The following is a 22,767-nucleotide window of genomic DNA, read 5'->3' as shown; positions in this document are numbered from 1 at the left end:
CCGCCCGAGCTCACTCCCACGAGTGACCGGGTTGTCCACAACCAGCCTGTTGTCCACCGGAATTGGGCCTGCTCAGCGGGTTCGGGCGGATGTGCCTAACGTCTCGTGGCATGGCTATCCGATCACCACGCACCGCCACGAGCGGACCCGGCCGAACCCCCGGCTCGGACGGCCGTGCCCGCAAAGGTCACGCCCGCCGCCGCCGCGATGTCCAGGCCCCCGTCCCCGTACTCACCGCACGCAGGCGCGCGGACGCGCTGTTCCGCCCGCTGCCGACGGGCGTCCGTCCACCGCCGACGGGCAGGGCGGCCCCGACGCACGTACCAGCCTCCCCGACCGCCTGGGTTCTCGGGCAGTCGGCGCCGGCGCCGCCGCCCGTACCTGAGCCGCGCGAGCCACAAGCCGCCGCCCCCACCCCATCGGAGGCTTCTCCTCCAGGGATGCGTGAGCGGGCGTGGGCGGCGGTGCGCGAACGGCTGCCGCTCTGGGCGCAGTCGAGGTTCGGTCTCGCGCCGCGGAGCCTGGCCGCGCTCTGCGTGGTCCTGGTCGTCGCCGCGGGATTCGCCGTGCACCACTTCTGGGCCGGTCGTCCGCAGTCCGTACGAGCCCCCGATCTGGTCGACGGTCCGGCGCAGCCGCCTCCGACGACGAGTCGGGGCAGCGGCTCGGGACGGGGCACGAGAGCAGGGGAGGCAACACCCCGGCCGGTGGCCAACGCGACGCCTTCGCCGGCCGGAGTGCTTGTGGTGGACGTCGGCGGAAAAGTGTTGCGGCCGGGGGTCTATCGGCTGCCCGCCGGATCGCGCGTCACCGATGCGCTGGCGGCGGCCGGGGGTGTGCGCGAGGGCGCGGACCTGACGGGGCTCAACCGGGCGCGACTGCTCACGGACGGCGAGCAGGTGCTGGTCGGAGCGCCCGGAGCGGCGGCACCCTCCGGGCCCGGAGCCGGAGCCGGATCCGCTTCGGGTTCCGGTTCTGGTTCTGGTTCGGGGCGGGGATCGAGCGGGCCGGTCAGTCTCAACTCCGCCTCGGTGGAGCAACTGGACGGGCTGCCGGGCGTCGGCCCCGTGCTGGCGCAGCGCATCGTCGACTACCGCGCCCAGCACGGGGGCTTCCGCTCGGTCGGTGAGCTGCGACAGGTCAACGGCATCGGCGACCGCAGGTTCAACGACCTGCAACCACTGGTGCGGCTGTGAACCGGTTTCGGGTCCGTGCTGGTGAGGTTGGGGACCGTATGGAGGTCCGTGCCACGCCCTCTGGTGCGGTTGCGGACCGCGTGGAGGTCCATGCGGCCTCCGGCCACCGGCTGGGTGCGGCCAACCCGTACCGGGAGGGGCCGACCGACCTGCGCCTGGTCGGCCCGGCCCTCGGCGCCTGGGGCGGCACGGCCGCCGCGTTGAACGTATCGGCGGATTGGGCGAGTTGGGGCGTCGTGGTGTGCCTCGCCGTGGCGGCCGTACTGGTGGCGCCGGTGGCCCGGCGGGCGTTGGTGGAGTGGCTCTCGGGCGTACGGGGGAGGCGGGGCGCGCGGACCGGGGATGGTACGGGGACAAATCTGGCCGATGCGGAGGGAGTTGGGGCTGTCGGGGCCGGTGGGGTCTGGAGGTATCGGGGTGCGGTGGCCGGGGTGTTGGTCTGCGCGGCGGCCGGGGTGGTGGCCGGGGGTCTGCACGCGGCCGAAGCGCGCCGCGGGCCTCTACCGGGTCTCGCGCGGGAGTCCGCGCAAGCCACCGTTGAGCTGGTGATCAGCACCGATCCGCGGGCGACCCGCCTGGGCTGGGGCGGCGCCTCGGTGGCAATGGACGCGGAGGTCGAGCGGGTCCTGGCGGCGGGCGGAGGCGCCGAGCGGGGCCGCGCCCAGGGTGTTGGGGCCGGTGGGAGTGCTGAACGGGTCCCGATGCGGGTCGTCGGGTCGGGTGGCGAGCGGGGCCGTGCGCCGGTTGTCGGGGCTGGTGGGAGTGCCGAGCGGGGCGGCGCGCAGGCCTTCGGGCCGGACGGAAGGGGCGAGCGGATTCGTACGCCGGCTCTCGGGCCGGACGGAAGGGGTGAGCAGGTTCGTACGCCGGCTCTCGGGCCGGACGGAAGGGGTGAGCAGGTTCGTACGCCGGCTCTCGGGCCGGGCGGAATGGGTGAGCGGGTTCAAACGCCGGTTCTCGTGATCGCGCCCGCGAGCTGGCAGGGGCTGCTGCCCTCCACCCGGGTGCGGGTGACCGGGCGGCTCTCGCCAGGTGACGGGCGGGTCGCCGCCGTTCTGAAGGCGCCGAGCGGGCCGCCCCGGATCATCGGGCCACCAACTGCCGTACAGCGCAGGGCCGGTGGGCTGCGGGACGGACTGCGGGAGGCAAGCACAGGGCTCGCCCCGGATGCGCGGGCGCTGCTGCCGGGCCTGGTCGTCGGAGACACGTCCCGGGTCACGCCCGAGCTGCGCGCGGCCTTCGAGGCGACCGACCTCATGCACCTCATGGCCGTGTCCGGTAGCAATCTGGCGATCATTCTCGCCCTCTTGATCGGACCGCCGGGACGCGCCCTGCTGGCCGAGCGGGGTGGACTCGCGCCGCGCCTCGGGATCTCGCTGCGGGCCACCGCACTGCTCGGCGGGATCCTCACGCTCGCCTTCGTCCTGGTGTGCAGGCCGGAACCGAGCGTGCTGCGGGCCGCCGCCTGCGGGCTCGTCACGCTGCTCGCCATCGGCACCGGCCGACGCAGATCGCTGCTCCCCGCACTGGCCGCCGCCGTACTGCTTCTGGTGCTGTACGCGCCGGAGCTGGCCCGCAGTTACGGATTTCTGCTCTCGGTCCTTGCCACCGGGGCGCTGCTCACCATCGCGCCGGGATGGAGCGCGGCGCTGCACCGGCGCGGGGTACCGGCCCGGCTCGCCGAGGTGCTGGGCGCGGCGGCAGCGGCGCAGGCGGTGTGCGCGCCGGTGGTGGCCGTGTTCGCGGCGCGGATCAGTCTCGTCGCCGTGCCGTGCAATCTGCTGGCCGAGCCGGCGGTGGCGCTGGCGACGGTCGCGGGCTTCGCCGCGCTGGCCGCGGCCCCGGTCGCGATGCCCGCCGCCGAATTCCTTGCCTGGTGCGCGGGTTGGCCCACGGGCTGGATCGCCGCGGTGGCCCGCACGGGAGCGGCCCTGCCCGGCGCGGAGTCGGGGTGGCCGGGCGGCTGGCGCGGGGGAGCGCTGCTCGCCGCGGCCACCGCGGTGGTGGTGCTCGTGGCACGGCGGCTGCCGCGATACCCGTGGGTGGCCGCGGCGCTCGTCCTGCTCCTGCTGCTCGTCGTGCTGCGGCCCGCACCGCTCACCAGGATCGTCACCGGCTGGCCGCCGCCGGGCTGGTCGTACGCCATGTGCGATGTGGGGCAGGGCGATGCCACGGTGCTGGCCGCGGGCGCGGGGGCGGCGGTGGTGATCGATGCCGGGCCCGAGCCGCAGCCGGTCGACCGCTGTCTGCATGAGCTCGGGGTGACCCGGATTCCGCTGCTCCTGCTCACCCACTTCCATGCCGACCATGTGGGCGGTCTGGCAGGGGTGCTGCGGGGGCGGTCCGTCGGGGTGATCGAGACGACGGGGTTCGCGGAACCACCCGATCAGGCGGCGTTCGTGCGGCGGACCGCGGCGGCGGACGGGGTGCCGGTGGTCCCGGCCGGGTACGGGGAGCGGCGGGCCGTGGGCGGTCTCTCCTGGCAGGTGCTGTGGCCGCCGCCCGCACCGGAGCCGGTACCGGACGGGCCGAACGACGCGAGCGTCACGCTGCTCGTCCGCACCGCCGGCGGGTTGACCCTGCTGCTGCCGGGCGACCTCGAACCACCGGCCCAGCAAGGCCTGTTGAGGAACAACCCGGGGCTGGCGCGGGTGGACGTACTGAAGGTCGCCCACCACGGCTCGGCACACCAGGACCCCGCGCTGCTCGCCACCGTACGCCCGAGGCTGGCGCTGATCTCGGTGGGCCGGGGCAACCGGTACGGCCACCCGGCGCCGGGCACGGTCGCCGTACTGCGAGCCCAGGGCGCGGCGGTCCTGCGAACGGATACGGACGGGGCGATCGCCGTCACGGGGGCGGGCAGTGGCCTGCGGGCGGTGCCGCGGGGGCGGGGTCCGTGAGGTGCGCCGCCCGTGTCGGCGTACCGACCCCCGTCGGCCTACCGACGCGCGTCGACGTGGCGACCGGCGTAGGCGTACTGGTCGGCGTCGGCGTGGCGACCCTGGTCATGGCTGAGCGGAGGCTCGCTGTCGTCATGTCCCGTTACGCTGGCGGGGGTTGGGGGTCGGGCGCCCCGAGTGGCGGGCGAGGATCTCGCGGGGGAGGGGCGGGGCGGCGGGAGCGGGACGCGGGTCGGTCGGGGCGGGTAAGCGGAATGGCCAATTCGGGCCTCTGGTGACAGGTGCCTCAACAGCGCACACGCACCGCGTTTGCCTCGAACGGCACAACAGTGATCGAATGCGTCTTCGTCAAGGGGCCGCAGACCTACTGTGGCGAGGACGGACGAGGGTGTCTGCCCCCTGCGCGGCCCGGCAGATTCTTCTTCGCACGGGGGTGCGTGCACAGTGTTCAGCCGCTGGTTCGGCAAGAGCTCGACCGGTTCTCCGCTCCGTACCGGGCCGTTGGCCGGGCTGGCGGTGCCGCCGACCGCAGGCGTGCTCAGCTGCCGGGTACTCGACCCGGTCAGCGAGCCCGTCCAGCAGGCCGAGTTCGTGGTCAGCGATGCCTCGGGCCGGAAGGTCGTGGGCGGCGAGACGGACCCGTTCGGGACGGTGGTCACGACGGTTCCGGCGGGGGAGTACCGGCTGGCCGTCACGGCCGAGGGGTATACGCCCTTCCACGGCAACGCCACGGTCGCCGCGAGCGGGCTCGCCGCGCTCGGCGATGTCACGCTCCAGGTCGCCGCCCCGCCGGCGCTGCCGGACGCGGGCGAGTGGGAGCTCGACCCGACGCACTCTCAGATCGGCTTCACCGCACGCCACATCGGACTGGCCCGGATCCACGGCCGGTTCAACACTTTCGCGGGAGCCATCCGGATCGGTGAGCGCATGGAGGGGTCCGCCATGCACGTCATCATCGACACCGCCTCCATCGACACGGGCGTCCAGATGCGCGACGACCACCTGCGGTCCGGCGACTTCCTGGACGTCGGGAACTATCCGACGATGGAGTTCTACAGCGACCGGTTCGTGCACCGGGGCGGCAGCCGGTGGGCGATCATCGGCGGGCTCACCCTGCACGGCGTGAGCCGTACGGTGACGCTGGACACGCAGTACCTGGGCCTGGGCACCGGGCTCGGCGGCGAGACCCGGGGCGCCTGCCGGGCCAGTACCGAACTGCACCGCGAGGACTTCACGCTCACCTGGCAGACCATGCTGGCCCGGGGGATCGCGGCGATCGGGTCCTCGATCTCGATCGACCTGGACATCCAAGTCGTGCCGAAGGGCTGAGCAGGTCGTACCGGAGCGCTGACCCAGGTCATGCCGAAGAGCTGACGGCGCGGGGGAGCGGTCGCGCGGGTCAGGGGGCTTCCAGCCAGCCGTCGTGTCCGGCGGCCAGACCGTCCAGGGCCGTCGGGTCCAGGCGGGCGTCCGGGTCCTCCAGCACGACCAGCCACTGGGCGTCCTCGGCGTCGTCCTCGCCGGCCAGTGCGTCGCGCACGAGCTGGGGCTCCTCGGCCAGGCCGAAGAGATCGGCCAGCTCGGTGGCCACCTCCTCGGCGGCGTCGCGGTCCGGGAGTACGAGTACGTGTCGGGTCACATCGTTCACCTGCCCATTCTCCAGGACGGGGGCGGTGGGGCAGGGAGCGGGCCGGGACTGTCAGTGGCCCGTGGGATGCTGGAAGGCGATGGCCACCAGGAAGAATTCCACCGACGATCCGCTCGCCCCCGTCACACTCGCCGTGGGCCAGGAGGACCTGCTGCTCGACCGCGCCGTGCAGCAGGTGGTGGCGGCCGCCCGGGCCGCCGACTCCGACACCGACGTACGTGACCTGACCTCCGACCAGTTGCAGCCCGGCACGCTGGCCGAGCTGACCAGCCCGTCGCTCTTCGCCGAGCGGAAGGTCGTGGTCGTACGCAACGCACAGGACCTGTCCGCGGACACGGTCAAGGACGTGAAGGCGTACCTCGACGCGCCTGCCGAAGAGATCACCCTGGTGCTGCTGCATGCCGGCGGCGCCAAGGGCAAGGGGCTGCTGGACGCGGCGCGGAAGGCGGGGGCGCGGGAAGTCGCCTGCCCCAAGACCACGAAGCCGGCCGAGCGGCTCACGTTCGTACGGCAGGAGTTCCGGGCGCTCGGGCGGTCGGCCACGCCCGAGGCCTGCCAGGCGCTGGTCGACTCCATCGGCAGCGATCTGCGCGAGCTGGCCTCCGCGGTGTCCCAGCTCTGCGCGGACGTGGAGGGGACGATCGACGAGGCGGTCGTCGGGCGGTACTACACGGGGCGGGCCGAGGCCTCCAGCTTCACGGTCGCGGACCGGGCGGTGGAGGGGCGGGCCGCGGAAGCCCTCGAAGCGCTGCGGTGGTCGCTGTCGACCGGGGTCGCACCCGTCATGATCACCAGCGCGCTTGCGCAGGGGGTGCGGGCGATCGGAAAGCTGTCCTCCGCGCGGGGTGGGCGGCCGGCCGATCTCGCGCGGGAGCTGGGGATGCCGCCGTGGAAGATCGACCGGGTGCGGCAGCAGATGCGGGGGTGGACGCCGGACGGGGTTTCCTTGGCCCTGCGGGCCGTGGCCGAGGCGGATGCGGGGGTCAAGGGTGGGGGGGATGACCCTGAGTACGCCCTGGAGAAGGCCGTCGTTACGATTGCCCGTGCGGCGCGGTTCGGGCGCTAGCACCCTGAGCCCGTGCGGCGCGGTCCGGGCGCTAGCACCCTGAGCTGCGCCCCGGCCCGCTTCGGGGGCTGACGATTGCGCCCTGGCCCGCTTCGGGGGCCGACCGGGGCCACGCTAGGGCCTCGCCCGGGCCTCCTCGGGTTGTCGGCTGCGGGCCGAGTGTGGCTGGTCGCGCAGTTCCCCGCGCCCCTGACAGGCCTGGGCTGCGCCCGGCCCCCAGGCGACCGAGGCGAGCGGGCCCCACACCCGCAGCCGAACACCGCGAGAGGCCCCCCGTGGCCGACCGGAACGGGACGCTCGCCCCCACACTCCGCGGCCGACCGAAGCGAGAGGCTCCGCCCCCCGTGGTCGACCGGAACGGGACGCTCGCCCCCCACCTCAAGCCGCTCGTTGCCAGCTCACTGGGGGGTGGTAGGGCTGGCGGTGCCAGGCGGGCAGGGGTTCTACTGGGGCCAGTTGGGTGGGGGGTTCGGCCCTCAGGGACAGGAGGGCCACTGTCAGGGCGGCCAGTTCGGCGTCCGTGGGGGCGCCTTTCACGACGCGGAACAGCGCTTCAGACGTCACTCTCGCTCCTCACTGCGGGGGGTTGCCGTGTTTGCGGGACGGCAGGTCGGCGTGCTTCGTGCGCAGCATCGCGAGGGCGGCGGCGAGCACGGCACGGGTCTCGGCCGGGTCGATGACGTCGTCCACCAGACCCCGCTCGGCCGCGTAGTACGGGTGCATCAGTTCTGATGTGTACGCCGCGATCTTCTCGGCCCGGACCGCCTCCGGGTCGTCCGAACTCGCTATCTCCCGGCGGAAGATGACGTTGGCCGCGCCTTCCGCGCCCATCACCGCGATCTCGTTGGTGGGCCAGGCGTAGGTGAGGTCGGCGCCGATGGACTGGGAGTCCATGACGATGTACGCGCCGCCGTAGGCCTTGCGCAGGATCAGCGAGATGCGGGGGACCGTCGCGTTGCAGTACGCGTAGAGCAGCTTCGCGCCGTGGCGGATGATGCCGCCGTGCTCCTGGGAGACGCCGGGCAGGAAGCCCGGGACGTCGACCAGGGTCAGCAGGGGAATGTTGAAGGCGTCGCAGAGCTGGACGAAGCGGGCCGCCTTCTCGGAGGCCTCGATGTCCAGCACCCCGGCCAGGAACTGCGGCTGGTTGGCCAGGATGCCCACCACTCGGCCGTCGATCCGGGCCAGCGCGCAGATGATGTTGCGGGCCCACTGCTCGTGGACTTCGAGCAGGTCGCCGTGGTCGACGAGTTCCTCCAGGACCTTGCGCATGTCGTACGGCCGGTTGCCGTCCGAGGGCACCAGGTCCAGGAGCACGTCGTTGCGGCGGTCGGCCGGGTCGTCGCCGGGCGGCAGCGCCGGAGGCGTCTCCCGGTTGTTCGACGGCAGCAGCGAGATCAGATAGCGGACCTCGGCCAGGCAGGTCTCCTCGTCGTCGTGGACGAAGTGGGCCACGCCCGAGACCCCGGCGTGCACGTCCGCGCCGCCGAGCCCGTTCTGGGTGATCTCCTCACCCGTCACCGCCTGCACCACGTCCGGCCCGGTGATGAACATCTGCGAGGTGTCGCGGACCATGAACACGAAGTCCGTCAGGGCGGGGGAGTAGGCGGCGCCGCCCGCGCACGGGCCCAGCATCACGGAGATCTGCGGGATCACCCCGGACGCCCGCGTATTGCGCTGGAAGATGCCGCCGTAGCCCGCGAGTGCGCTGACGCCCTCCTGGATACGCGCGCCCGCACCGTCGTTCAGCGACACCAGCGGCGCACCCGCCGCGATCGCCATGTCCATGATCTTGTGGATCTTCGTGGCGTGGGCCTCGCCCAGGGCGCCGCCGAAGATGCGGAAGTCATGGGCGTATACGAAGACCGTGCGGCCCTCCACCGTGCCCCAGCCGGTGATCACACCGTCCGTGTACGGCCTCTTCGCCTCCAGGCCGAAGCCGGTCGCGCGGTGCCGGCGCAGCTGCTCCACCTCACGGAACGACTCCGGATCGAGCAGCAGCTCAATACGCTCGCGCGCGGTCAGCTTGCCCTTCGCGTGCTGCGCCTCGGTCGCACGGTCGCTCGGCCCGAGCCTGGCCTGCTCGCGCAGGACGTGCAGTTCGGCGACCCGCACGGCCGCGGTCCGCGGCGCCGGCTGTTCAGTCACGGTCACGGTCGGTCCCCTCGTCTTGCAAGGTCTCGTCTCGCAAGGCCTCGTGCCGCGCGGTCTCGTCTCGCGCGGTCTCGTGTCGCGCAGTGTCGTGTCGCGCAGTGTCGTGATGCGCGGCATGCGTCGCCCGCGCCCCCGCCCGTACCGCGTCGAGCAGGCTCGCCTGCTCCAGGCACTCTCCGGCGTCCGGCGACTGCGCGGCCCCGGAGCGGACCGCGCGGACGAACGCCCGTACAGTCGCGGCGACTTGGTCGTGCGGGGCCAGTGTCAGTTCGCGCGGCCCGTGCGCGTCCGTGATCCACACCGCCGGTTTGTGGTCGGCGGGCGGAGTGAACGCCGGCTCGACGCGGATCCGCCCCTCGCTGCCCCACAGTTCGTACGCCGAGCGGTACGCGTGCTCCATGCCGAAGGCCAGCTGGCCGAGGACCCCGGAGCGGGAGCGTACGAGCACCGCGCCCGACGTCTCCACCGCCGAGCCCCGAGAGTGCTCCAGCGCGGCGCCGACGATCTGCAGGCCCGCGCCGAGGAAGTACAGCGCGGCGCGCACCGGGTAGTAGCCCACGTCGAGCAGGGCGCCGCCACCGAGTTCGGGGCGGTGCCTGATGTTCCCCGCGGGCAGCGCCGGGATGGCGAACGCGGCGCTGAACGCCCGGAGTTCACCGATGGCGCCGCTCGCCACCAGCTCCCGTACCACCGAGTGCTGGGGGTGGTGGACGAACATCACGTTCTCCATCAGCACCAGGCCCGAGGCGCGGGCGAGGCCGAGCAGCGCCTCGGTGGTCGGCCGGTCGGCGGTGAGCGGCTTCTCGGCGAGCACGTGCTTGCCCGCGCGCAGCGCCCGGCCCGCCCATTCGGCGTGCAGCGAGACGGGCAGCGGGACGTACACGGCGTCCACGTCGTCCCGTTCAAGCACCGCGTCGTACGACTCGACCGGCGCGCAGCCGAACCGGGCCGCGACCTCCCGAGCGCGGCCGCCGTCCCGGCTCGCCACCGCCGTCAGCTCGATGTCCGGGTCCGCCGCCATGGCGGGCAGCACCCGTCGGCGGGCGATGTCGGCGGTGCCGAGGACGGCGATGCGCAGGGGTCGTTCAGTCATCCGTCAGATGTCCCATGGCGTTGAGGCAGGCAAGGAGCGTCCTGGCCTGCACATTGACGTAGTGTCCGTGTTTGATCAGCGCCGTGAGCTGACTGATCGTTACCCACTGATAGCCGGTCGGTGGCTCAATCGGTGCGTCGTCCTCGTCGGCCTCGATGACCAGATAGCGGTTCTCGGCATACAGGAACCGGCCGCCCTCCTCCGAGTGGATGGCGTCGTAGCGGATGCGTTCGGGCGCCGCATCGAGGACCAGGTCCAGGAACGCCGGGCGGACCTGGAGGCCCTCGAAGTTGTCCGGGGAGCACTGCACGGTGGGGGCCAGCTCGACCGTGTCGAGGAAGCCGCCCTCGACCTTGGCGTTGGCCAGGACGTGCAGCACGCCGTCGAACGAACGGGCCAGGAAGGCCGCGATGCCCCGGCTGCACGGCTCGATCAGGGGCTGGGTCCAGCTGGTCACCTCGCGGTTGCCGGCCTGCACCTCGACCGCGACGACGTTGAACCAGCGGCCGTCGTCCTTGCCGATGCGCGCCTCGTCGCGGGTCCAGCCGGGCACGTCGTCCAGCGGTATGCGCTCGGCCTGCACGTCGTAGCGCGAACGCTCGCAGGTGAACCAGGACAGCAGGTCCACGTCGGTGAGCAGGGCGCCCGCCCGGGGGTCGCGGGAGCGGGCCAGGGACTGGCTGAAATCATCCCCTGCGGGGGCGCCCGCACTGTACGCGGGCAGACAGGCCAGAACCGTGCGCGAGTCCATGTTGACCAGGTTGTCCTGGTGTAGGAGCTCGGATATCTGACCCAGTGTCAGCCAGCAGAAGTCCTCGTCGAGCGGCACCTCGCCGTCCACCTCGACGATCATGTTGCGGTTGCTCTTGTGGTAGAACCACGAGCCGTGCTCGGACTGGAGCACATCGGCGAGGATCCGGCCGCGCTCCGCACCCGTGAAGTACTCGATGTACTTCACGTCGGTGCCCTGGTGGACCTTGGTGTAGTTGCTGCGGGTTGCCTGCACGGTGGGGGAGAGCTGGAGCAGATTGCGGTTGCCCGGCTCCATCTTGGCCTGCATCAGGAAGTGGAGTACGCCGTCGAACTCCTTCACCAGGATGCCGAGGATGCCCACCTCCGGCTGCTTGATGATCGGCTGGAACCACTCCTTGTGCGGGCCGTCGTCGGTGGTGACGTGCAGCCCCTCCACGCTGAAGAAGCGCCCGCTGGAGTGCACCAGGTTCCCGCTGTCCGGCTCGAAGGACCAGCCGCGCAGCTTGGCGAACGGGATGCGCTCGATGCTGAAGCGGCCCGCCTTCCTGCGCCCGGCGAACCAGTGGTGGAACTCCCCGGTGGTCAGGAGCCCGCCGGTGGTGGCCGCGGACGCCGCGATCCGGTCGGCGACCGACACCGGCTCACGGGGCTGGACCACCGGCTGAAGCTCAGTCAGCTCCGCAAGTGTCGACGACATGTACGCTCTCTCCTCGTCAAGGGGCCTGTGATGGCGGGAAGTTGTGGGTCCGTCACCAGCCGGCGACGAAGTCCCGGATCGAGGCCGTCATGAAGTCGGTGTGCTCGTCGGTGAGCCCCGGGTAGACGCCGATCCAGAAGGTCTGCTCGGTGATGATGTCGGAGTTGGTGAGGTCGCCCACGATCCGGTGCGGGGCGTCCACATAGGCGGGCTGACGGGTGAGGTTGCCGGCGAACAGGTTGCGGGTGCCGATCTTCCGCTCCTCCAGGAAGTTCACCAACTCCTTGCGCCGGAACGGCGCGTCGGGGTCGACGGTGATGACGAAGCCGAACCAGCTGGGCTCACTGCCGAGGGTGGCCTCCGGCAGGATCAGATGCGGCACGCCTTCCAGGCCCTCCCGCAGGCGCTGCCAGTTGCGGCGGCGGGCGCTGGTGAACTCGTCCACCTTGGCCAGCTGGGTCAGGCCGAGCGCGGCCTGCAGGTCGGTGGCCTTCAGGTTGTAGCCGATGTGCGAGTAGATGTACTTGTGGTCGTAGCCGGCCGGCAGGGTGCCCAGCTGGTACTCGAAGCGCTTGAAGCAGCGGTCGCTCTCGCCCGGCTCGCACCAGCAGTCCCGGCCCCAGTCGCGCAGCGACTCCACGATGCGGGCGAGCGCCAGGTTCGAGGTCAGCACGCAGCCGCCCTCGCCCATCGTCAGGTGGTGCGCCGGGTAGAAGCTGACCGTCGTCAAGTCGCCGAACGTGCCGGTGAGTTGACCGTTGTAGAGGGAGCCGACCGCGTCGCAGTTGTCCTCGATGAGGAAGAGGTCGTTCTCCTCGGCGATCTGCGCGACCTCGGCTACCTCGAACGGGTTGCCGAGCGCGTGGGCGACCATGATGGCGCGGGTCTTGGGGCCGACGGCGGCCTTGATGCGCTCGGCGGTCGTGTTGTACGTCTTCAGCTCGACATCCACGAAGACCGGGATGAGGCCGTTCTGGAGGATCGGGTTGACGGTGGTGGGGAAGCCCGCGGCCACCGTGATGACCTCGTCGCCCGGCTTGAGGCGGCGGTCCTCCAGGTGCGGCGAGGTGAGCGCCGACATGGCGAGCAGGTTGGCCGAGGAACCGGAGTTCACCAGGTGGGCCTTGCGCCGCTTCATGTAGCGGGCGAACCGGGACTCGAACTTGCGCGAGCTGGTGCCGGCGGCTATCCGCATGTCGAGCGCGGCCTCCACCAGTGCCACCCGGTCCTCGGGCTCCAGCACCGCTCCGGACGGCCAGATCTCGCTGACCCCCGGCACGAACTCGCGGGACGGCTCCTTCTCCAGGTGGTACTCCCGTACCCGATCGAGAATCCGTGCCTTGGTCTCACTCATCTTGGCTGCCTCCACGGTCGTCAGTTCGGTACGAAGTCCTCAGCGGTGACCCGACGCGGTCATCGTTGAGGGAGCGACTTGAAGGGCACTGGACAACGACTCGCGGTCCGCGGCGTCGCGGGCGTGGGCGAGCAGATCGCGCAGCGAATCGTCCAGCGTGCGCCGCGGCCGCCAGCCGAGCAGGGTCCGCGCGAGCTGGATGTCCATGCGCTGCCACTCGGCCTCCGGCGGTCGGCCTCCGGTGACCGGCGCCTCCACGATCCCGGCGGACGCCCCGGCGAGCTCGGTCAGTCTGGCCACCAGCGCCCGTACCGAAGTCGCCTGCCCCCCGCCGATGTTGACGACCCGTCCGGACACCTGGGAGCCGCGGGCCGCGGCGAGTGCCGCGTCCGCCACATCCCGTACGTCCACGAAGTCGCGGTGGGCGAGCAGCGGGGCGAGCCGCAGCGGATCGGGGGCGGCCGTCGCGAGATGGTGCGCCACCATGCCGAGCAGGCTCGCCCGGGGGGTGCCGGGCCCCGACACGTTCGAGATGCGCAGCACCAGGCCCGCCGCCTCGCCCGCCGCGACCGCGTCGAGCAGCGCACGGGCGCCCGCCAGCTTGGATCGGCCGTACGGAGTGACCGGCGCGGTCGGCACGTCCTCGGTGATGCCGGTACGCGGCACCGGGCCGTACTCGTGCACCGAGCCGAGCTGGACGAGCCGGGGCCGCGCGTCGAGCAGCGAGACCGCGGACAGCAGCCGCTCCACGAGACCGGCGTTGGCGAGGTTCATCTCGTCCTCGGTGGCCTGCCACACCGCGCCCGCCGCGTTCACCACCGCGCCCGCGTCGCGCTGCGCGAGCAGCTCGGCGATCCGGCCGGGTTCGGTCCGGACCACATCAAGTGGGATGTTTTCGTACGGAGTTGCCGGATCGGCGGCGGTGTTGCGTGCGACACCGGTCACCGTCCACCCGGCGGCGGCGAACACCTCGCAGACGTGCCGGCCCACGAACCCGGTGGCGCCGAGCACCACCACCGATCCGGCCGCGCCGCCGCCTTCGCCGTCTGTTCTTCGGTCGATCACCGACACCGTTGCTACCTCCTGTTTGCGCGGTTTGAGCGGCACTGTGGCGCGGGCCGCTCGGGGGCCGCTGGACAGGTGGTCATGCGGCGCTACCGGGACTTGAGTCGGGGCGCCTACCGTCCGGGGGCATGAGGATCGAAGAGACCGCCGTACCGGACGCGTACCGCATCATGCCGAAGCTGCTGACGGACCCCCGCGGCAGTTTCCACGAGTCGTACAGATACGACCTGCTGGCCGCCGAGACCGGGCACCACTTCGTCCCGCGCCAGGTCAACTACTCGGCTTCCGCGCGCAATACGGTGCGCGGGCTGCACGGCGTGGCCATCCCGCCGGGGCAGGCCAAACTGGTCAGCTGCGTGCGCGGGGCGCTGCTCGACGTGGTCGTGGACGTACGGGTGGGTTCCCCCACGTTCGGGCAGCACGCGACCACGGTTCTCGACGCCCGGGGCGGGCGGGCCGTGTTCGTCGCGGAGGGGCTCGCGCACGGGTTCGTGGCGCTGACCGATGACACGTGCATCAGCTATCTCTGCTCGACGGAGTACGTGCCGGGTACGCAGCTCGATCTGCGGGCGTTCGACCCGGAGTTGGCCCTGCCATGGGGGCGGTGGCTCACGGGGGAGCCGGTGCTGTCGTCGAAGGACGCGGTGGCTCCTACGGTCGCCGAGGCTGCGGAGCTCGGGTTGCTGCCCACGTATGAGCAGTGCGTTTCCCTGTACGGCCGTCGGGTGGCCCAGAACGCCGCCTAGATACCGGGGGCTCCGCCCCCGGACCCCCGCTCCCCAATTTCCCCCAAGAGGCTCAATTTTTTGGGCCCGCCCCCAATATCCGGGGCGGGCCCAATGTGCGTTCTCAGTAGGTCAGTTGACGGGAATCGGCGGACGGGTGGATGCCCAGGGCGGTCAGTGCTGTCGACGGGGACTCCTTCCCCGTGCCCCTCGCGGCCAGGTAGCCGTCGGGGCGGATCAGGAGCCAGGTGCCGGGTGGGGCGCCCAGGGCGGTGGTCAGGTGGGTGGCCGGGTCGGACAGGGTGTCCGGGCCGGGGGTGTTGACCGTGCGGATGCGTACCGAGGGACCGTAGCCGTCCTCGGGGGCCTCGCCGAAGGTGAGCAGCAGCCATTCCGGGCGCTGGAGTTCGGCGATCAGTTCCTGCCAGCCGGAGCTGGTGGCCAGGGTGGGAGCGGTTACGCGGGCCACTCGTTCGCCCGGCCGGATGCCGCCCGGGGCGGAGGCCGGGTGGCTGAGCGGGCCCGCCCCGTAACCGAGGCCCAGTGCCGACATGCCGCCCATGATCTTGCGCTGGATGCGGCCCTTGAGCGGCGGCAGCGAACGCAGCACCGTGAAGGCCGCGCGCAGAGCGGCCGCCGCCCTGCGGCTGCGGAGCTGGACCAGCATCGTCGCCATCCGGGTGGTGCGCAGCAACTCCGCGCCCACCGGCACCCGTTCGGCGCTGTAGGTGTCCAGGAGGGAGTCCGGGGCCTCGCCGCGGAGCACCGTGGCGAGCTTCCAGGAGAGGTTCACCGCGTCCTGGACGCCGGTGTTCATGCCCTGGCCGGAAGCGGGGCTGTGGACGTGCGCGGCGTCTCCCGCGAGGAGCACGCGGCCCGAGCGCATCTGGCCGATCATGCGCTGCTGGATCGTGAACACCGAGACCCAGGACGGCGATTCGACCACCGCCGGCTTTCCCGTACCCGTGCTGATCTTCGCCGAGAAGCGCCGGGCCACCATCGCGTCGTCGCCGCCGTAGGACGTCTCGGCGGTGTCGAGCAGCCGCCACTTGCCGGGCTCGGGGAACGGCACCATCATCACCGTGCCGGTGGGCGTGCGCATCCAGTGGATGCTGTCCTTCGGCAGGTCGCAGTGGACGGTCGCGTCCGCGATGAGCCAGGTCTCGCTCGATTCCCCTTCGAGTTTCAGGCCCAGCTGCTTGCGGATGGTGCTGTGGCCGCCGTCCGCGCCGACCAGCCAGTCGGCCGCCACGGTCTCGGTCCGGCCGTCGAGGTGGGTCAGGCGGGCCCGTACGCCGTCCGTGCCGTGGTCCTCGAACTCCGTGAGCCGGACGCCCCATTCGACCTCGACGCCCCGGCGGGACACCGCGTTCCGCAGCACCTCCTCGGTGATGACCTGGTCGACCATCAGCGTGAACGGGAAGCGGGTGGACAGCCGGCTGTAGTCCGTGTCGAAGCGGATCAGGCGGCGGCCGTTCTGGTGGAGCGTGAAGTGCTCCACCCGCTGGCCGCGCGGCAGGAGTTCGTCCAGGACGCCCATCTGGTCGTACGTCTCCAGCGTGCGGGCGTGCGTGGCGAGCGCCCGGCTGGTGGTGGCCGGGCCGGCCGCCGCGTCCACGAGCCGGACCCGCACACCGTGCCGGGCCAGCTCGTGGGCGGCGCTCAGCCCGACCGGCCCGGCGCCAGCGACCAGCACCTGCGGCGTGGGCGCCGATTCGCTGAGCAGCGTCACTTCTGGTCCTCCTGCGGCGCGTGCTTGACCGCCTTCCACCAGCCCGGGTTGTCGCGGTACCAGGCGGCGGTCTCGGCGAGGCCCTGCTCGAAGGAGATGCGCGGCGCGTAGCCGAGCTCCTCGGCGATCTTGGCCTCGCTGAGCGAGTAGCGCAGGTCGTGGCCCTTGCGGTCGGCGACCCGGACCACCTTGGACCAGTCGTTGCCGGTCAACTCAAGGAGCCGCTCGGTGATTTGGCGGTTCGTCTGCTCGTTTCCGCCGCCCACGTTGTAGATCTCGCCCGCCCTGCCCTTGGTCAGGACCAGCTGGATCGCGCGGCAGTGGTCGGCCACGTGCAGCCACTCGCGGATGTTGGCGCCCTCGCCGTACAGCGGGACCGTCTCGCCCTCCAGGAGGTTGGTCACGAAGCGCGGGATCAGCTTCTCGGGGTGCTGGTAGGGCCCGTAGTTGTTGGAGCAGCGGGTGACGGAGACGTTCAGGCCGTGGGTGCGCCAGTAGGCGCGGGTGATCAGGTCCGAGCCCGCCTTGGACGCGGCGTACGGGGAGTTGGGGAGCAGCGGCCACTCCTCGGTCCAGGAGCCCTCGTCGATGGAGCCGTACACCTCGTCGGTGGAGACGTGCACGACGCGCCGGACACCGGAGCGCAGCGCGGCCTCCATGACGTTCTGGGTGCCGCCGACGTTGGTGGTGACGAACTCTGCGGCCGACTCAAGCGAGCGGTCCACGTGGGACTCGGCCGCGAAGTGGACCACCGCGTCGTGGCCCGGGAACAGCTCCAGGAGCAGCGGCAGGTCGCAGATGTCGCCCTGGACGAAGGTGAGCCGGGGGTGGGCGGCGGGCAGGTTCTCGCGGTTGCCCGCGTAGGTCAGCTTGTCGAGGACGGTGACCTCGGCGTTCTCGTACCCCTCGTAGCCGCCCTCCAGGAGGGTGCGTACGTAGTGCGAGCCGATGAAGCCCGCGCCGCCGGTGACCAGGATCTTGTTCATGCCGTCCTTCTCCGTGCTCTTAGCGCCGGTGTTCGTCATGCCGCGACCTCCACGCGGGTGTGGTCGCCGACCACCAGGCGGTGGTGGCGGCTGGCCAGGTCGATGCCGGTGACCGCGGCGGACCGGCCGAGCAGGGAGCCGTGCAGGCCCCGTACCGCGGAGATCGTCGCGCCGTCCAGGGCGATCGAGTAGTCGAGGTGGGTGCCGGACAGGACGCAGTCCCGGCCGATGGACGTGTGCGGTCCGACGTGGCTGTCCTCCAGGACGGTGCCCGCGCCGATCACGACGGGGCCCTCCACGAAGGAGCGGGTGATCCGCGCGCCGGGCTCCACGACGACCGCGCCGATCAGCACACTCTGGTCGTCCACCTCGCCCTCCACACGGCGCTCGATGCCGTCGAGGAGCATCTGGTTGCACTCCAGTACGTCCTCGACGCGGCCGGTGTCCTTCCAGTACCCCGAGTACTCCTGGGCCCGGACGGTGGCGCCGCTGGTCACCAGCCACTGGATGGCGTCGGTGATCTCCAGCTCGCCGCGCGCGCTCGGCACGATCGAGGCGACGGCCTCGTGGATGGCCGGGGTGAAGAAGTAGACCCCGATGAGCGCCAGGTTGGAGCGGGGCACCGGCGGCTTCTCCACCAGCCGCTCCACCACACCGGTCGCGTCCACCTCGGCGACACCGAACGCGCGCGGGTCCTCGACCTGGGCGACGAGCACCTGGGCGGCCGGGCGCAGCGCGTGGAACTCGGCGGCGGCCTCGGTGATGCCGTCGGGCAGCATGTTGTCGCCGAGGTACATCACGAAGTCGTCGTCGCCGAGGAAGTCCCGGGCGAGTTCGACGCACTGCGCGAGGCCCTTGGGGCTCTCCTGCGGGATGTAGGTGATCTCGACGCCGAGCCGGGAGCCGTCGCCGAGCGCGTCGGCTATCTCCTCGACGTGGTTGCCGACGATGATGCCGATCTCGGTGACACCGAGGTCGCGGATGTTGTCGAGCACCCGTTCCAGGACGGGCTTGTTGGCGATCGGGATGAGCTGCTTGGGCATGGAGTAGCTGAACGGGCGCAGTCGGCTACCCGTACCGCCGCTCAGAACCAGAGCCTTCATGGGGACCTCATCTGTTGTGGGCCAGTCGTGGTCAGTCGTGTTCAGTCTTGTTCGGTTGTGGTTCAGTCTTGTTGAGGCGTGGGCGACGCATCAACAGGCGTATGAACGGGGGGAGTTGCGCAGCGGGAGTTCAGGTCAGGCGGCGGGCACGAGGCGCACGGTCCGGGCGGGGCCGTCGGCGAGGGCCTCCACCAGTTCGGCGAACCTGTCGGTAGCCTCGTGGAGCAGGGCCCCCGTGCCGGGTTCGAGTCCGGCGAAGCCGCCCGGGCCCTGCCGGATGCCGCCGGCGTGCACGAAGAAGCTCTCCGACACGGCCCGGGGCTTCATCGACATCAGGACCGGGCGCAGCCCGTAGTCGAGCGCAAGCACATGGGCGAGCGAGCCGCCGGTGGCCAGCGGCAGCACCACCTTCCCCTCCAGGGCGAACTGCGGCAGTAGGTCGAGGAAGGACTTCAGCAGCCCCGAGCAGCCCGCCTTGTAGACCGGCGTTGCGAGCACGATGGCGTCCGCAGCCGCGAACTGCCGGGCCGCATCGGCGAGTTGGGGGTGGTCCAGGTCGGCCCGGAGGAGTTCGGCCGCGGGCAGGGTGCGCACGGCGAGGCTCTCCACCCGGTGCCCGCGGGCCCCCAGCCGGTCGGCGGCGAGGGTGAGGACCTGGTGTGTGCTGGAGACCGGCGACGGGCTGCCGGAGACGGCGAGGATCGTCGGCATGGACAACCTCCTGGGAACGGATGGGAGATGCTCTTGGTCAAGTCCGGACAACGGGCCGTGGGCCCGGCCGGGGTCAGGCGGCCAACGCCGGCTCGGCCGGGGCCGAGGCCTCGCGGCGCACCGAGGCGAGCCGCTCCAGGGAGCCGAGCACGAGCTCGGGGTCGGCGACGAAGTCCACCAGGCAGGCGATCTCGTCCACCCCGGCCGCGCGGACCCGGCGGGCGGTTTCGGCGCACTCCTGGACCGAACCGATCAGCGAGTTCCCGGACAGGTAGCGGTTGACGCCGAGTTCGGCCAGCTTGCGCTGGGCGCCGGCGGCGGAGAGCACCTCGCGGCCCTGCTTGTCGCCGCTCATCCGGCCGCCGGCCTCGACCGCGAGGGCCTCCAGGTCGATGGCGGAGAGCAGATAGTCGCGCAGGCTGCCGCCGCCCACCCGGCGGGCCTCGGCCGCGTCGTCGGCGACGTAGGTGTGCATCATCACGGTGACCTTGCCGGGCCCCTCCCAGCCGGCCTCGGCGCGGGCCGCCCGGAACAGGGCGATCTTGCCGGAGAGCGATTCGACGTCCTGGTTCTCCAGATGGGTCAGGATGTTGCAGCCGAGCCGACCCGCCTCGCGGAAGGTGCCCTCGCTGCGCGACGCGGTCACCCACACCGACAGGTCGTCCTGCACCGGGCGCGGGAAGACGGGCAGCGTGGTCTGGGCGCCCAGCGGGTTGGGGCCGGTCCAGCGGCCGGTGCGCCAGGCGGTCCGGATGTCCGTCACGTCCTTGATCATCTGCTCGCGCCGGGTCTCGTACTTCTCGGGCGCGATCACGAAGTCGTTGACGTTCCAGCCGGACCCCACCGAGATCGCGACCCGGCCGCCCGAGATGCCGTCCACCATCGCGAAGTCCTCCACGATGCGGGCGGCCGGGTGCAGCGGGGTCACCACGCTGCCGGCCCGGATCTGGATGCGGCTCGTCACCGCGGCGATGGCCGCCGAGGTCACGGCCGGGTTGGGGAAGGCGCCGCCGAAGCGGTGGAAGTGCCGCTCGGGCGTCGATACGAAACCGAAGCCCAGTTCGTCGGCGCGGCGGGCCGCGTCCAGCATCAGCCGGTACGTCTCCTGGGCCCGGTCGCCGACCGCGGCGAAGAAGAAGACACCGAAGTCCAGCGGCCGCTCACCTGCCGAGCCGTCCGCGCCCTGGCTGCCGGTCTGCCGGGAATCCGCGTTCATGTAGCGCTGCCTCCTTCCCCGTCGGACGTCGTCGCGGCGGGGTCGTCACCATGGGGGCTTGCTGCCCGGCGACACCATGGGGCGGCCTCCTCGCAGCCCACTTGAGTCCCGGGCGGGTCAAGAGCGCTCCAGCCCCGCTCAAGTGCCCCGCGAGTCACGCCGGTTGTGATGGATCGAGCGAAATGCGAGGGCGGCTCGAAGCAACCCCCTAGGGGCGCGGGGAACTGCGCGACCAGCCCAAGACGGCCCGCAGTCGAAAACCGCACATCCCGCAGAGCGCTCCGGTGCCGCGCCCGGCCGCAGAGCCTGCATCTACCACCGCTCCAGTCCGGCTCGAAGCCGGTGCCACACGCTCGGGTGACCGACTTCCGTTCCGATGACCACGAGGTTGCTGGATGACGACTCAGACGCTGGTTGCCGCGGACACCGGCACCGATACCGTCCACGGACTGCTCGCGGCGGCCGTGGCCGCCCGGCCCGACGCCCCCGCGGTGCGCGATGCCGCGGGCGTGTGGACCTATGCGGAACTGGACGCCTGGTCACGGGCGTACGCCGACTGGCTCACCGCCCAGGGCGTGGGGCCCGCGGACCGGATCCTGGTCCGCGTCGGCAACACCCGCGAATTCACCGCCCTGATGTTCGGGGCGCTGCGCCGCGGCATCGCCTTCGTACCGGTCAACCCGGCGATGAAGCGGTTCCATCTGAACACCGTGGTGCCGGACTGCGACCCGGTCCTCGTGATCGGTCAGGACGTACAAGACGCCGCGGTACTACGGGAGTTGACGAACCGGCCGGTCTTCGGGCTCGACGAGGTGCGGCGCGGTGCCGAGGCGCTGTACGACGCCTCGCCCGCCGCCGACGAGCGGCCCGTCGCGCCGGACGACCTGGGCCTGCTCATCTACACCTCGGGCTCCACCTCGGCGCCCAAGGCCGTGGTGAGCACCCACGCCCCCATCGTCTTCGCCGCCCGCGCGATCCAGGCCCGGCTGAACTACCGCGAGGACGACGTCGTCCTGGTCGCGGTGCCGGTCTCCTTCGACTACGGGCTCTACCAGATCCTGCTCTCCGTCATCGCGGGCGCCCAAGTGGTGCTCACCTCGCCGGACCGCCACGTGCGGCTGCTCTCCACCCTGCACGAGCACGGTGTCACCGTGGTGCCGCTGGTGCCCTCGCTCGGCGAGATGCTGCTCACGCTGTCGAGGCGGGACCGGCGCGCGGCGCCCCCGGTGCGGCTTTTCACCAACACCGGGGCCGCGCTCACCGCGCCCGTCATCGCCCAGCTGCGAGCCGCGTTCCCGCGCGCCCGGGTGTCCCCGATGTTCGGCACCACCGAGTGCAAGCGCATCACCGTCCTCGAACCGGACGGCGACATCGCACGCCCCGGCTCGGTCGGCCGGGCGCTCGACGGCACCGAGGTGCTGATCCTGGACGACGACGGCCGGCTCCTGCCGCCGGGCACGGTCGGCGAGATCGCCGTGCGCGGACCGCACATCATGACCGGCTACTGGCGCGCCCCCGAGCAGACCGCCCTGCGCTTTCGCCCCGACCCGGTGACCGGCGAGGTCACCCTGCACACCGGCGACTACGGCCACCTGGACGCCGACGGGCACCTCTATTTCGAGGGCCGCCGCGACGACCTGTTCAAGCGCAAGGGCGTCCGCATGGGCACCCTGGAGATCGAGACGGCCGCCCTGGACATCGAGGGCGTCACGGCGGCCGCCGCGCTGGCCCCGGCCGAGGGCCACGACCTCACGCTGTACGCCGTCACCGAGCTGACGGCCGCCAAGGTGCTCGCGCAGCTGGCCGAGCGCCTGGAGGCCGCCAAGGTCCCGGCCGCCTGCCACCTGCTGGGCGAGCTCCCGCTCACCCCGAACGGCAAGACCGACAAGCAGCGGCTGCGCCGCGAACAGAAGTGACCCGCTCCCGAGAGTGACCCGCTCCCGAGTCAGTACCCCTGTGAGGAGAACCCGCCATGACCACCGCTGACGTTCAGTGGGACGCCGACTTCGAGAAGCTGCTGACCTCGGTCCTGCCGCGCAGCACGGGCTCCGGCCCGCTCGACCCGTCGCTCGACCTGAAATCCGTGGGCCTCGACTCGATGGCCACCATCGAACTCCTGGTCCGCCTGGAGGGCGCGTACGACGTGGAGTTCCCGGAGGAGACCCTCACGGGCGCGACCTTCGCGACCCCGTCCGCGCTGTGGGCGGTACTCGACGCCCAGCGCGCCGCCGCCCACGCCTGACCCGCCCCACCACGAGTTTCCACCGCACCATCCAACCCCCCACCCCTACACGTCCTCAGGAGGACACCATGAGCCACCTCATCATCGGTCTCGCCGTCACCGTCGCCGTCATCCTCGTCGCCAAGC

At 71.9% G+C, this 22,767-nt stretch carries 19 protein-coding genes; 7 read left to right on the top strand and 12 right to left on the bottom strand.

Translation table 11 applies throughout. From position 1 onward, the window contains the following. Positions 1-440: 440 nt before the first annotated feature. The 3 genes from ACIBK6_RS01270 (at position 441) to ACIBK6_RS01260 (ending at position 5,425) form a co-directional block, all read left to right on the top strand. Positions 441-1,196: a helix-hairpin-helix domain-containing protein gene (locus ACIBK6_RS01270; RefSeq protein ID WP_399047720.1), complete on the top strand. Its 756-nt coding sequence runs from the start codon at positions 441-443 to the stop codon at positions 1,194-1,196. A 431-nt stretch (positions 1,197-1,627) separates the two neighbouring features. Beyond that, the gene (locus ACIBK6_RS01265; RefSeq protein ID WP_399048439.1) at positions 1,628-4,096 is read left to right on the top strand and encodes a ComEC/Rec2 family competence protein; all 2,469 of its coding nucleotides are present in this window, start codon (positions 1,628-1,630) and stop codon (positions 4,094-4,096) included. A gap of 444 nt (positions 4,097-4,540) precedes the next feature. After that, positions 4,541-5,425, top strand: a complete 885-nt coding sequence (locus ACIBK6_RS01260) for a YceI family protein (protein WP_399047719.1) — start codon at positions 4,541-4,543, stop codon at positions 5,423-5,425. Between the two features lie 70 nt (positions 5,426-5,495). Here ACIBK6_RS01260 and ACIBK6_RS01255 read toward each other — a convergent pair whose 3' ends face one another. Continuing rightward, entirely contained in the window at positions 5,496-5,744 is a 249-nt protein-coding gene (locus tag ACIBK6_RS01255) for a hypothetical protein (protein ID WP_399047717.1), read from the bottom strand. A 79-nt stretch (positions 5,745-5,823) separates the two neighbouring features. Here ACIBK6_RS01255 and holA point away from each other — a divergent pair, with 79 nt between their 5' ends. Next, positions 5,824-6,810 carry a DNA polymerase III subunit delta gene (holA, locus tag ACIBK6_RS01250; RefSeq protein ID WP_399047715.1) on the top strand — a complete coding sequence of 329 codons (987 nt, stop codon included), beginning with the start codon at positions 5,824-5,826 and terminating at the stop codon, positions 6,808-6,810. A gap of 378 nt (positions 6,811-7,188) precedes the next feature. Here holA and ACIBK6_RS01245 read toward each other — a convergent pair whose 3' ends face one another. Genes ACIBK6_RS01245 through ACIBK6_RS01220 form a run of 6 tightly spaced genes read right to left on the bottom strand, consistent with a single transcriptional unit; the run spans position 7,189 to position 13,932 of the window. Further along, on the bottom strand, positions 7,189-7,374 hold the full coding sequence (locus tag ACIBK6_RS01245; RefSeq protein ID WP_399047714.1) for an acyl-CoA carboxylase subunit epsilon: 186 nt from the start codon (positions 7,372-7,374) through the stop codon (positions 7,189-7,191). A gap of 9 nt (positions 7,375-7,383) precedes the next feature. After that, positions 7,384-8,958: an acyl-CoA carboxylase subunit beta gene (locus tag ACIBK6_RS01240; protein WP_399048437.1), complete on the bottom strand. Its 1,575-nt coding sequence runs from the start codon at positions 8,956-8,958 to the stop codon at positions 7,384-7,386. After that, complete coding sequence (locus ACIBK6_RS01235; protein ID WP_399047712.1) at positions 8,951-10,057, bottom strand: Gfo/Idh/MocA family protein; 1,107 nt, start codon at positions 10,055-10,057, stop codon at positions 8,951-8,953. Before ACIBK6_RS01235 ends, ACIBK6_RS01240 begins: the two co-directional genes overlap by 8 nt. Next, positions 10,050-11,507 (bottom strand): NDP-hexose 2,3-dehydratase family protein, encoded by a 1,458-nt coding sequence (locus ACIBK6_RS01230; protein ID WP_399047710.1) that lies wholly within the window; start codon positions 11,505-11,507, stop codon positions 10,050-10,052. Before ACIBK6_RS01230 ends, ACIBK6_RS01235 begins: the two co-directional genes overlap by 8 nt. Before the next feature lie 52 nt (positions 11,508-11,559). Continuing rightward, positions 11,560-12,861: a lipopolysaccharide biosynthesis protein RfbH gene (gene rfbH, locus ACIBK6_RS01225; protein ID WP_399047709.1), complete on the bottom strand. Its 1,302-nt coding sequence runs from the start codon at positions 12,859-12,861 to the stop codon at positions 11,560-11,562. A 39-nt stretch (positions 12,862-12,900) separates the two neighbouring features. Continuing rightward, positions 12,901-13,932 carry an NAD-dependent epimerase/dehydratase family protein gene (locus ACIBK6_RS01220; protein WP_399047707.1) on the bottom strand — a complete coding sequence of 344 codons (1,032 nt, stop codon included), beginning with the start codon at positions 13,930-13,932 and terminating at the stop codon, positions 12,901-12,903. A gap of 122 nt (positions 13,933-14,054) precedes the next feature. On the opposite strand from ACIBK6_RS01220, the gene ACIBK6_RS01215 reads away from it, so the two are divergent. Further along, entirely contained in the window at positions 14,055-14,672 is a 618-nt protein-coding gene (locus tag ACIBK6_RS01215) for a dTDP-4-dehydrorhamnose 3,5-epimerase family protein (protein WP_399047705.1), read from the top strand. 103 nt (positions 14,673-14,775) lie between these two features. Here the strand turns inward: ACIBK6_RS01215 and ACIBK6_RS01210 are convergent, their stop codons facing one another. The 5 genes from ACIBK6_RS01210 to ACIBK6_RS01190 form a co-directional block, all read right to left on the bottom strand. Continuing rightward, a complete protein-coding gene (locus ACIBK6_RS01210) occupies positions 14,776-16,383 on the bottom strand; it encodes an FAD-dependent oxidoreductase (protein ID WP_399047703.1) in 1,608 nt (535 codons plus the stop codon). After that, entirely contained in the window at positions 16,380-17,408 is a 1,029-nt protein-coding gene (rfbB, locus tag ACIBK6_RS01205; protein WP_399047702.1) for a dTDP-glucose 4,6-dehydratase, read from the bottom strand. The genes ACIBK6_RS01210 and rfbB overlap by 4 nt, the downstream gene beginning before the upstream one ends. Continuing rightward, on the bottom strand, positions 17,405-18,472 hold the full coding sequence (locus ACIBK6_RS01200) for a glucose-1-phosphate thymidylyltransferase (protein ID WP_399047701.1): 1,068 nt from the start codon (positions 18,470-18,472) through the stop codon (positions 17,405-17,407). Before ACIBK6_RS01200 ends, rfbB begins: the two co-directional genes overlap by 4 nt. A 135-nt stretch (positions 18,473-18,607) precedes the next feature. Then, positions 18,608-19,183, bottom strand: a complete 576-nt coding sequence (ssuE, locus tag ACIBK6_RS01195) for an NADPH-dependent FMN reductase (protein WP_399047699.1) — start codon at positions 19,181-19,183, stop codon at positions 18,608-18,610. A gap of 73 nt (positions 19,184-19,256) precedes the next feature. Beyond that, positions 19,257-20,399 (bottom strand): MupA/Atu3671 family FMN-dependent luciferase-like monooxygenase, encoded by a 1,143-nt coding sequence (locus ACIBK6_RS01190; RefSeq protein ID WP_399047697.1) that lies wholly within the window; start codon positions 20,397-20,399, stop codon positions 19,257-19,259. Positions 20,400-20,794: 395 nt separating this feature from the next. Between ACIBK6_RS01190 and ACIBK6_RS01185 the strand changes: the two genes are divergently transcribed. Continuing rightward, on the top strand, positions 20,795-22,315 hold the full coding sequence (locus ACIBK6_RS01185; protein ID WP_399047695.1) for a class I adenylate-forming enzyme family protein: 1,521 nt from the start codon (positions 20,795-20,797) through the stop codon (positions 22,313-22,315). A 56-nt stretch (positions 22,316-22,371) separates the two neighbouring features. After that, a complete protein-coding gene (locus tag ACIBK6_RS01180) occupies positions 22,372-22,641 on the top strand; it encodes a phosphopantetheine-binding protein (RefSeq protein WP_399047694.1) in 270 nt (89 codons plus the stop codon). The last annotated feature ends 126 nt before the right edge of the window (positions 22,642-22,767 follow it).

The organism is Streptomyces sp. NPDC050485, from assembly GCF_044458185.1.
Taxonomy (GTDB): Bacteria; Actinomycetota; Actinomycetes; order Streptomycetales; family Streptomycetaceae; genus Streptomyces.
This window is presented reverse-complemented; position numbering and strand designations above follow the sequence as displayed.

Bases quoted from the DNA above. Each gene is read 5' to 3' on its own strand.
- ACIBK6_RS01270 (WP_399047720.1), top strand. From the start codon at position 441: ATGCGTGAGCGGGCGTGGGCGGCGGTGCGCGAACGGCTGCCGCTCTGG.
- holA (WP_399047715.1), top strand. From the start codon at position 5,824: ATGGCCACCAGGAAGAATTCCACCGACGATCCGCTCGCCCCCGTCACA.
- ACIBK6_RS01235 (WP_399047712.1), bottom strand. From the start codon at position 10,057: ATGACTGAACGACCCCTGCGCATCGCCGTCCTCGGCACCGCCGACATC.
- ACIBK6_RS01230 (WP_399047710.1), bottom strand. From the start codon at position 11,507: ATGTCGTCGACACTTGCGGAGCTGACTGAGCTTCAGCCGGTGGTCCAG.
- rfbH (WP_399047709.1), bottom strand. From the start codon at position 12,861: ATGAGTGAGACCAAGGCACGGATTCTCGATCGGGTACGGGAGTACCAC.
- ACIBK6_RS01215 (WP_399047705.1), top strand. From the start codon at position 14,055: ATGAGGATCGAAGAGACCGCCGTACCGGACGCGTACCGCATCATGCCG.
- rfbB (WP_399047702.1), bottom strand. From the start codon at position 17,408: ATGACGAACACCGGCGCTAAGAGCACGGAGAAGGACGGCATGAACAAG.
- ACIBK6_RS01200 (WP_399047701.1), bottom strand. From the start codon at position 18,472: ATGAAGGCTCTGGTTCTGAGCGGCGGTACGGGTAGCCGACTGCGCCCG.
- ssuE (WP_399047699.1), bottom strand. From the start codon at position 19,183: ATGCCGACGATCCTCGCCGTCTCCGGCAGCCCGTCGCCGGTCTCCAGC.
- ACIBK6_RS01190 (WP_399047697.1), bottom strand. From the start codon at position 20,399: ATGAACGCGGATTCCCGGCAGACCGGCAGCCAGGGCGCGGACGGCTCG.
- ACIBK6_RS01185 (WP_399047695.1), top strand. From the start codon at position 20,795: ATGACGACTCAGACGCTGGTTGCCGCGGACACCGGCACCGATACCGTC.
- ACIBK6_RS01180 (WP_399047694.1), top strand. From the start codon at position 22,372: ATGACCACCGCTGACGTTCAGTGGGACGCCGACTTCGAGAAGCTGCTG.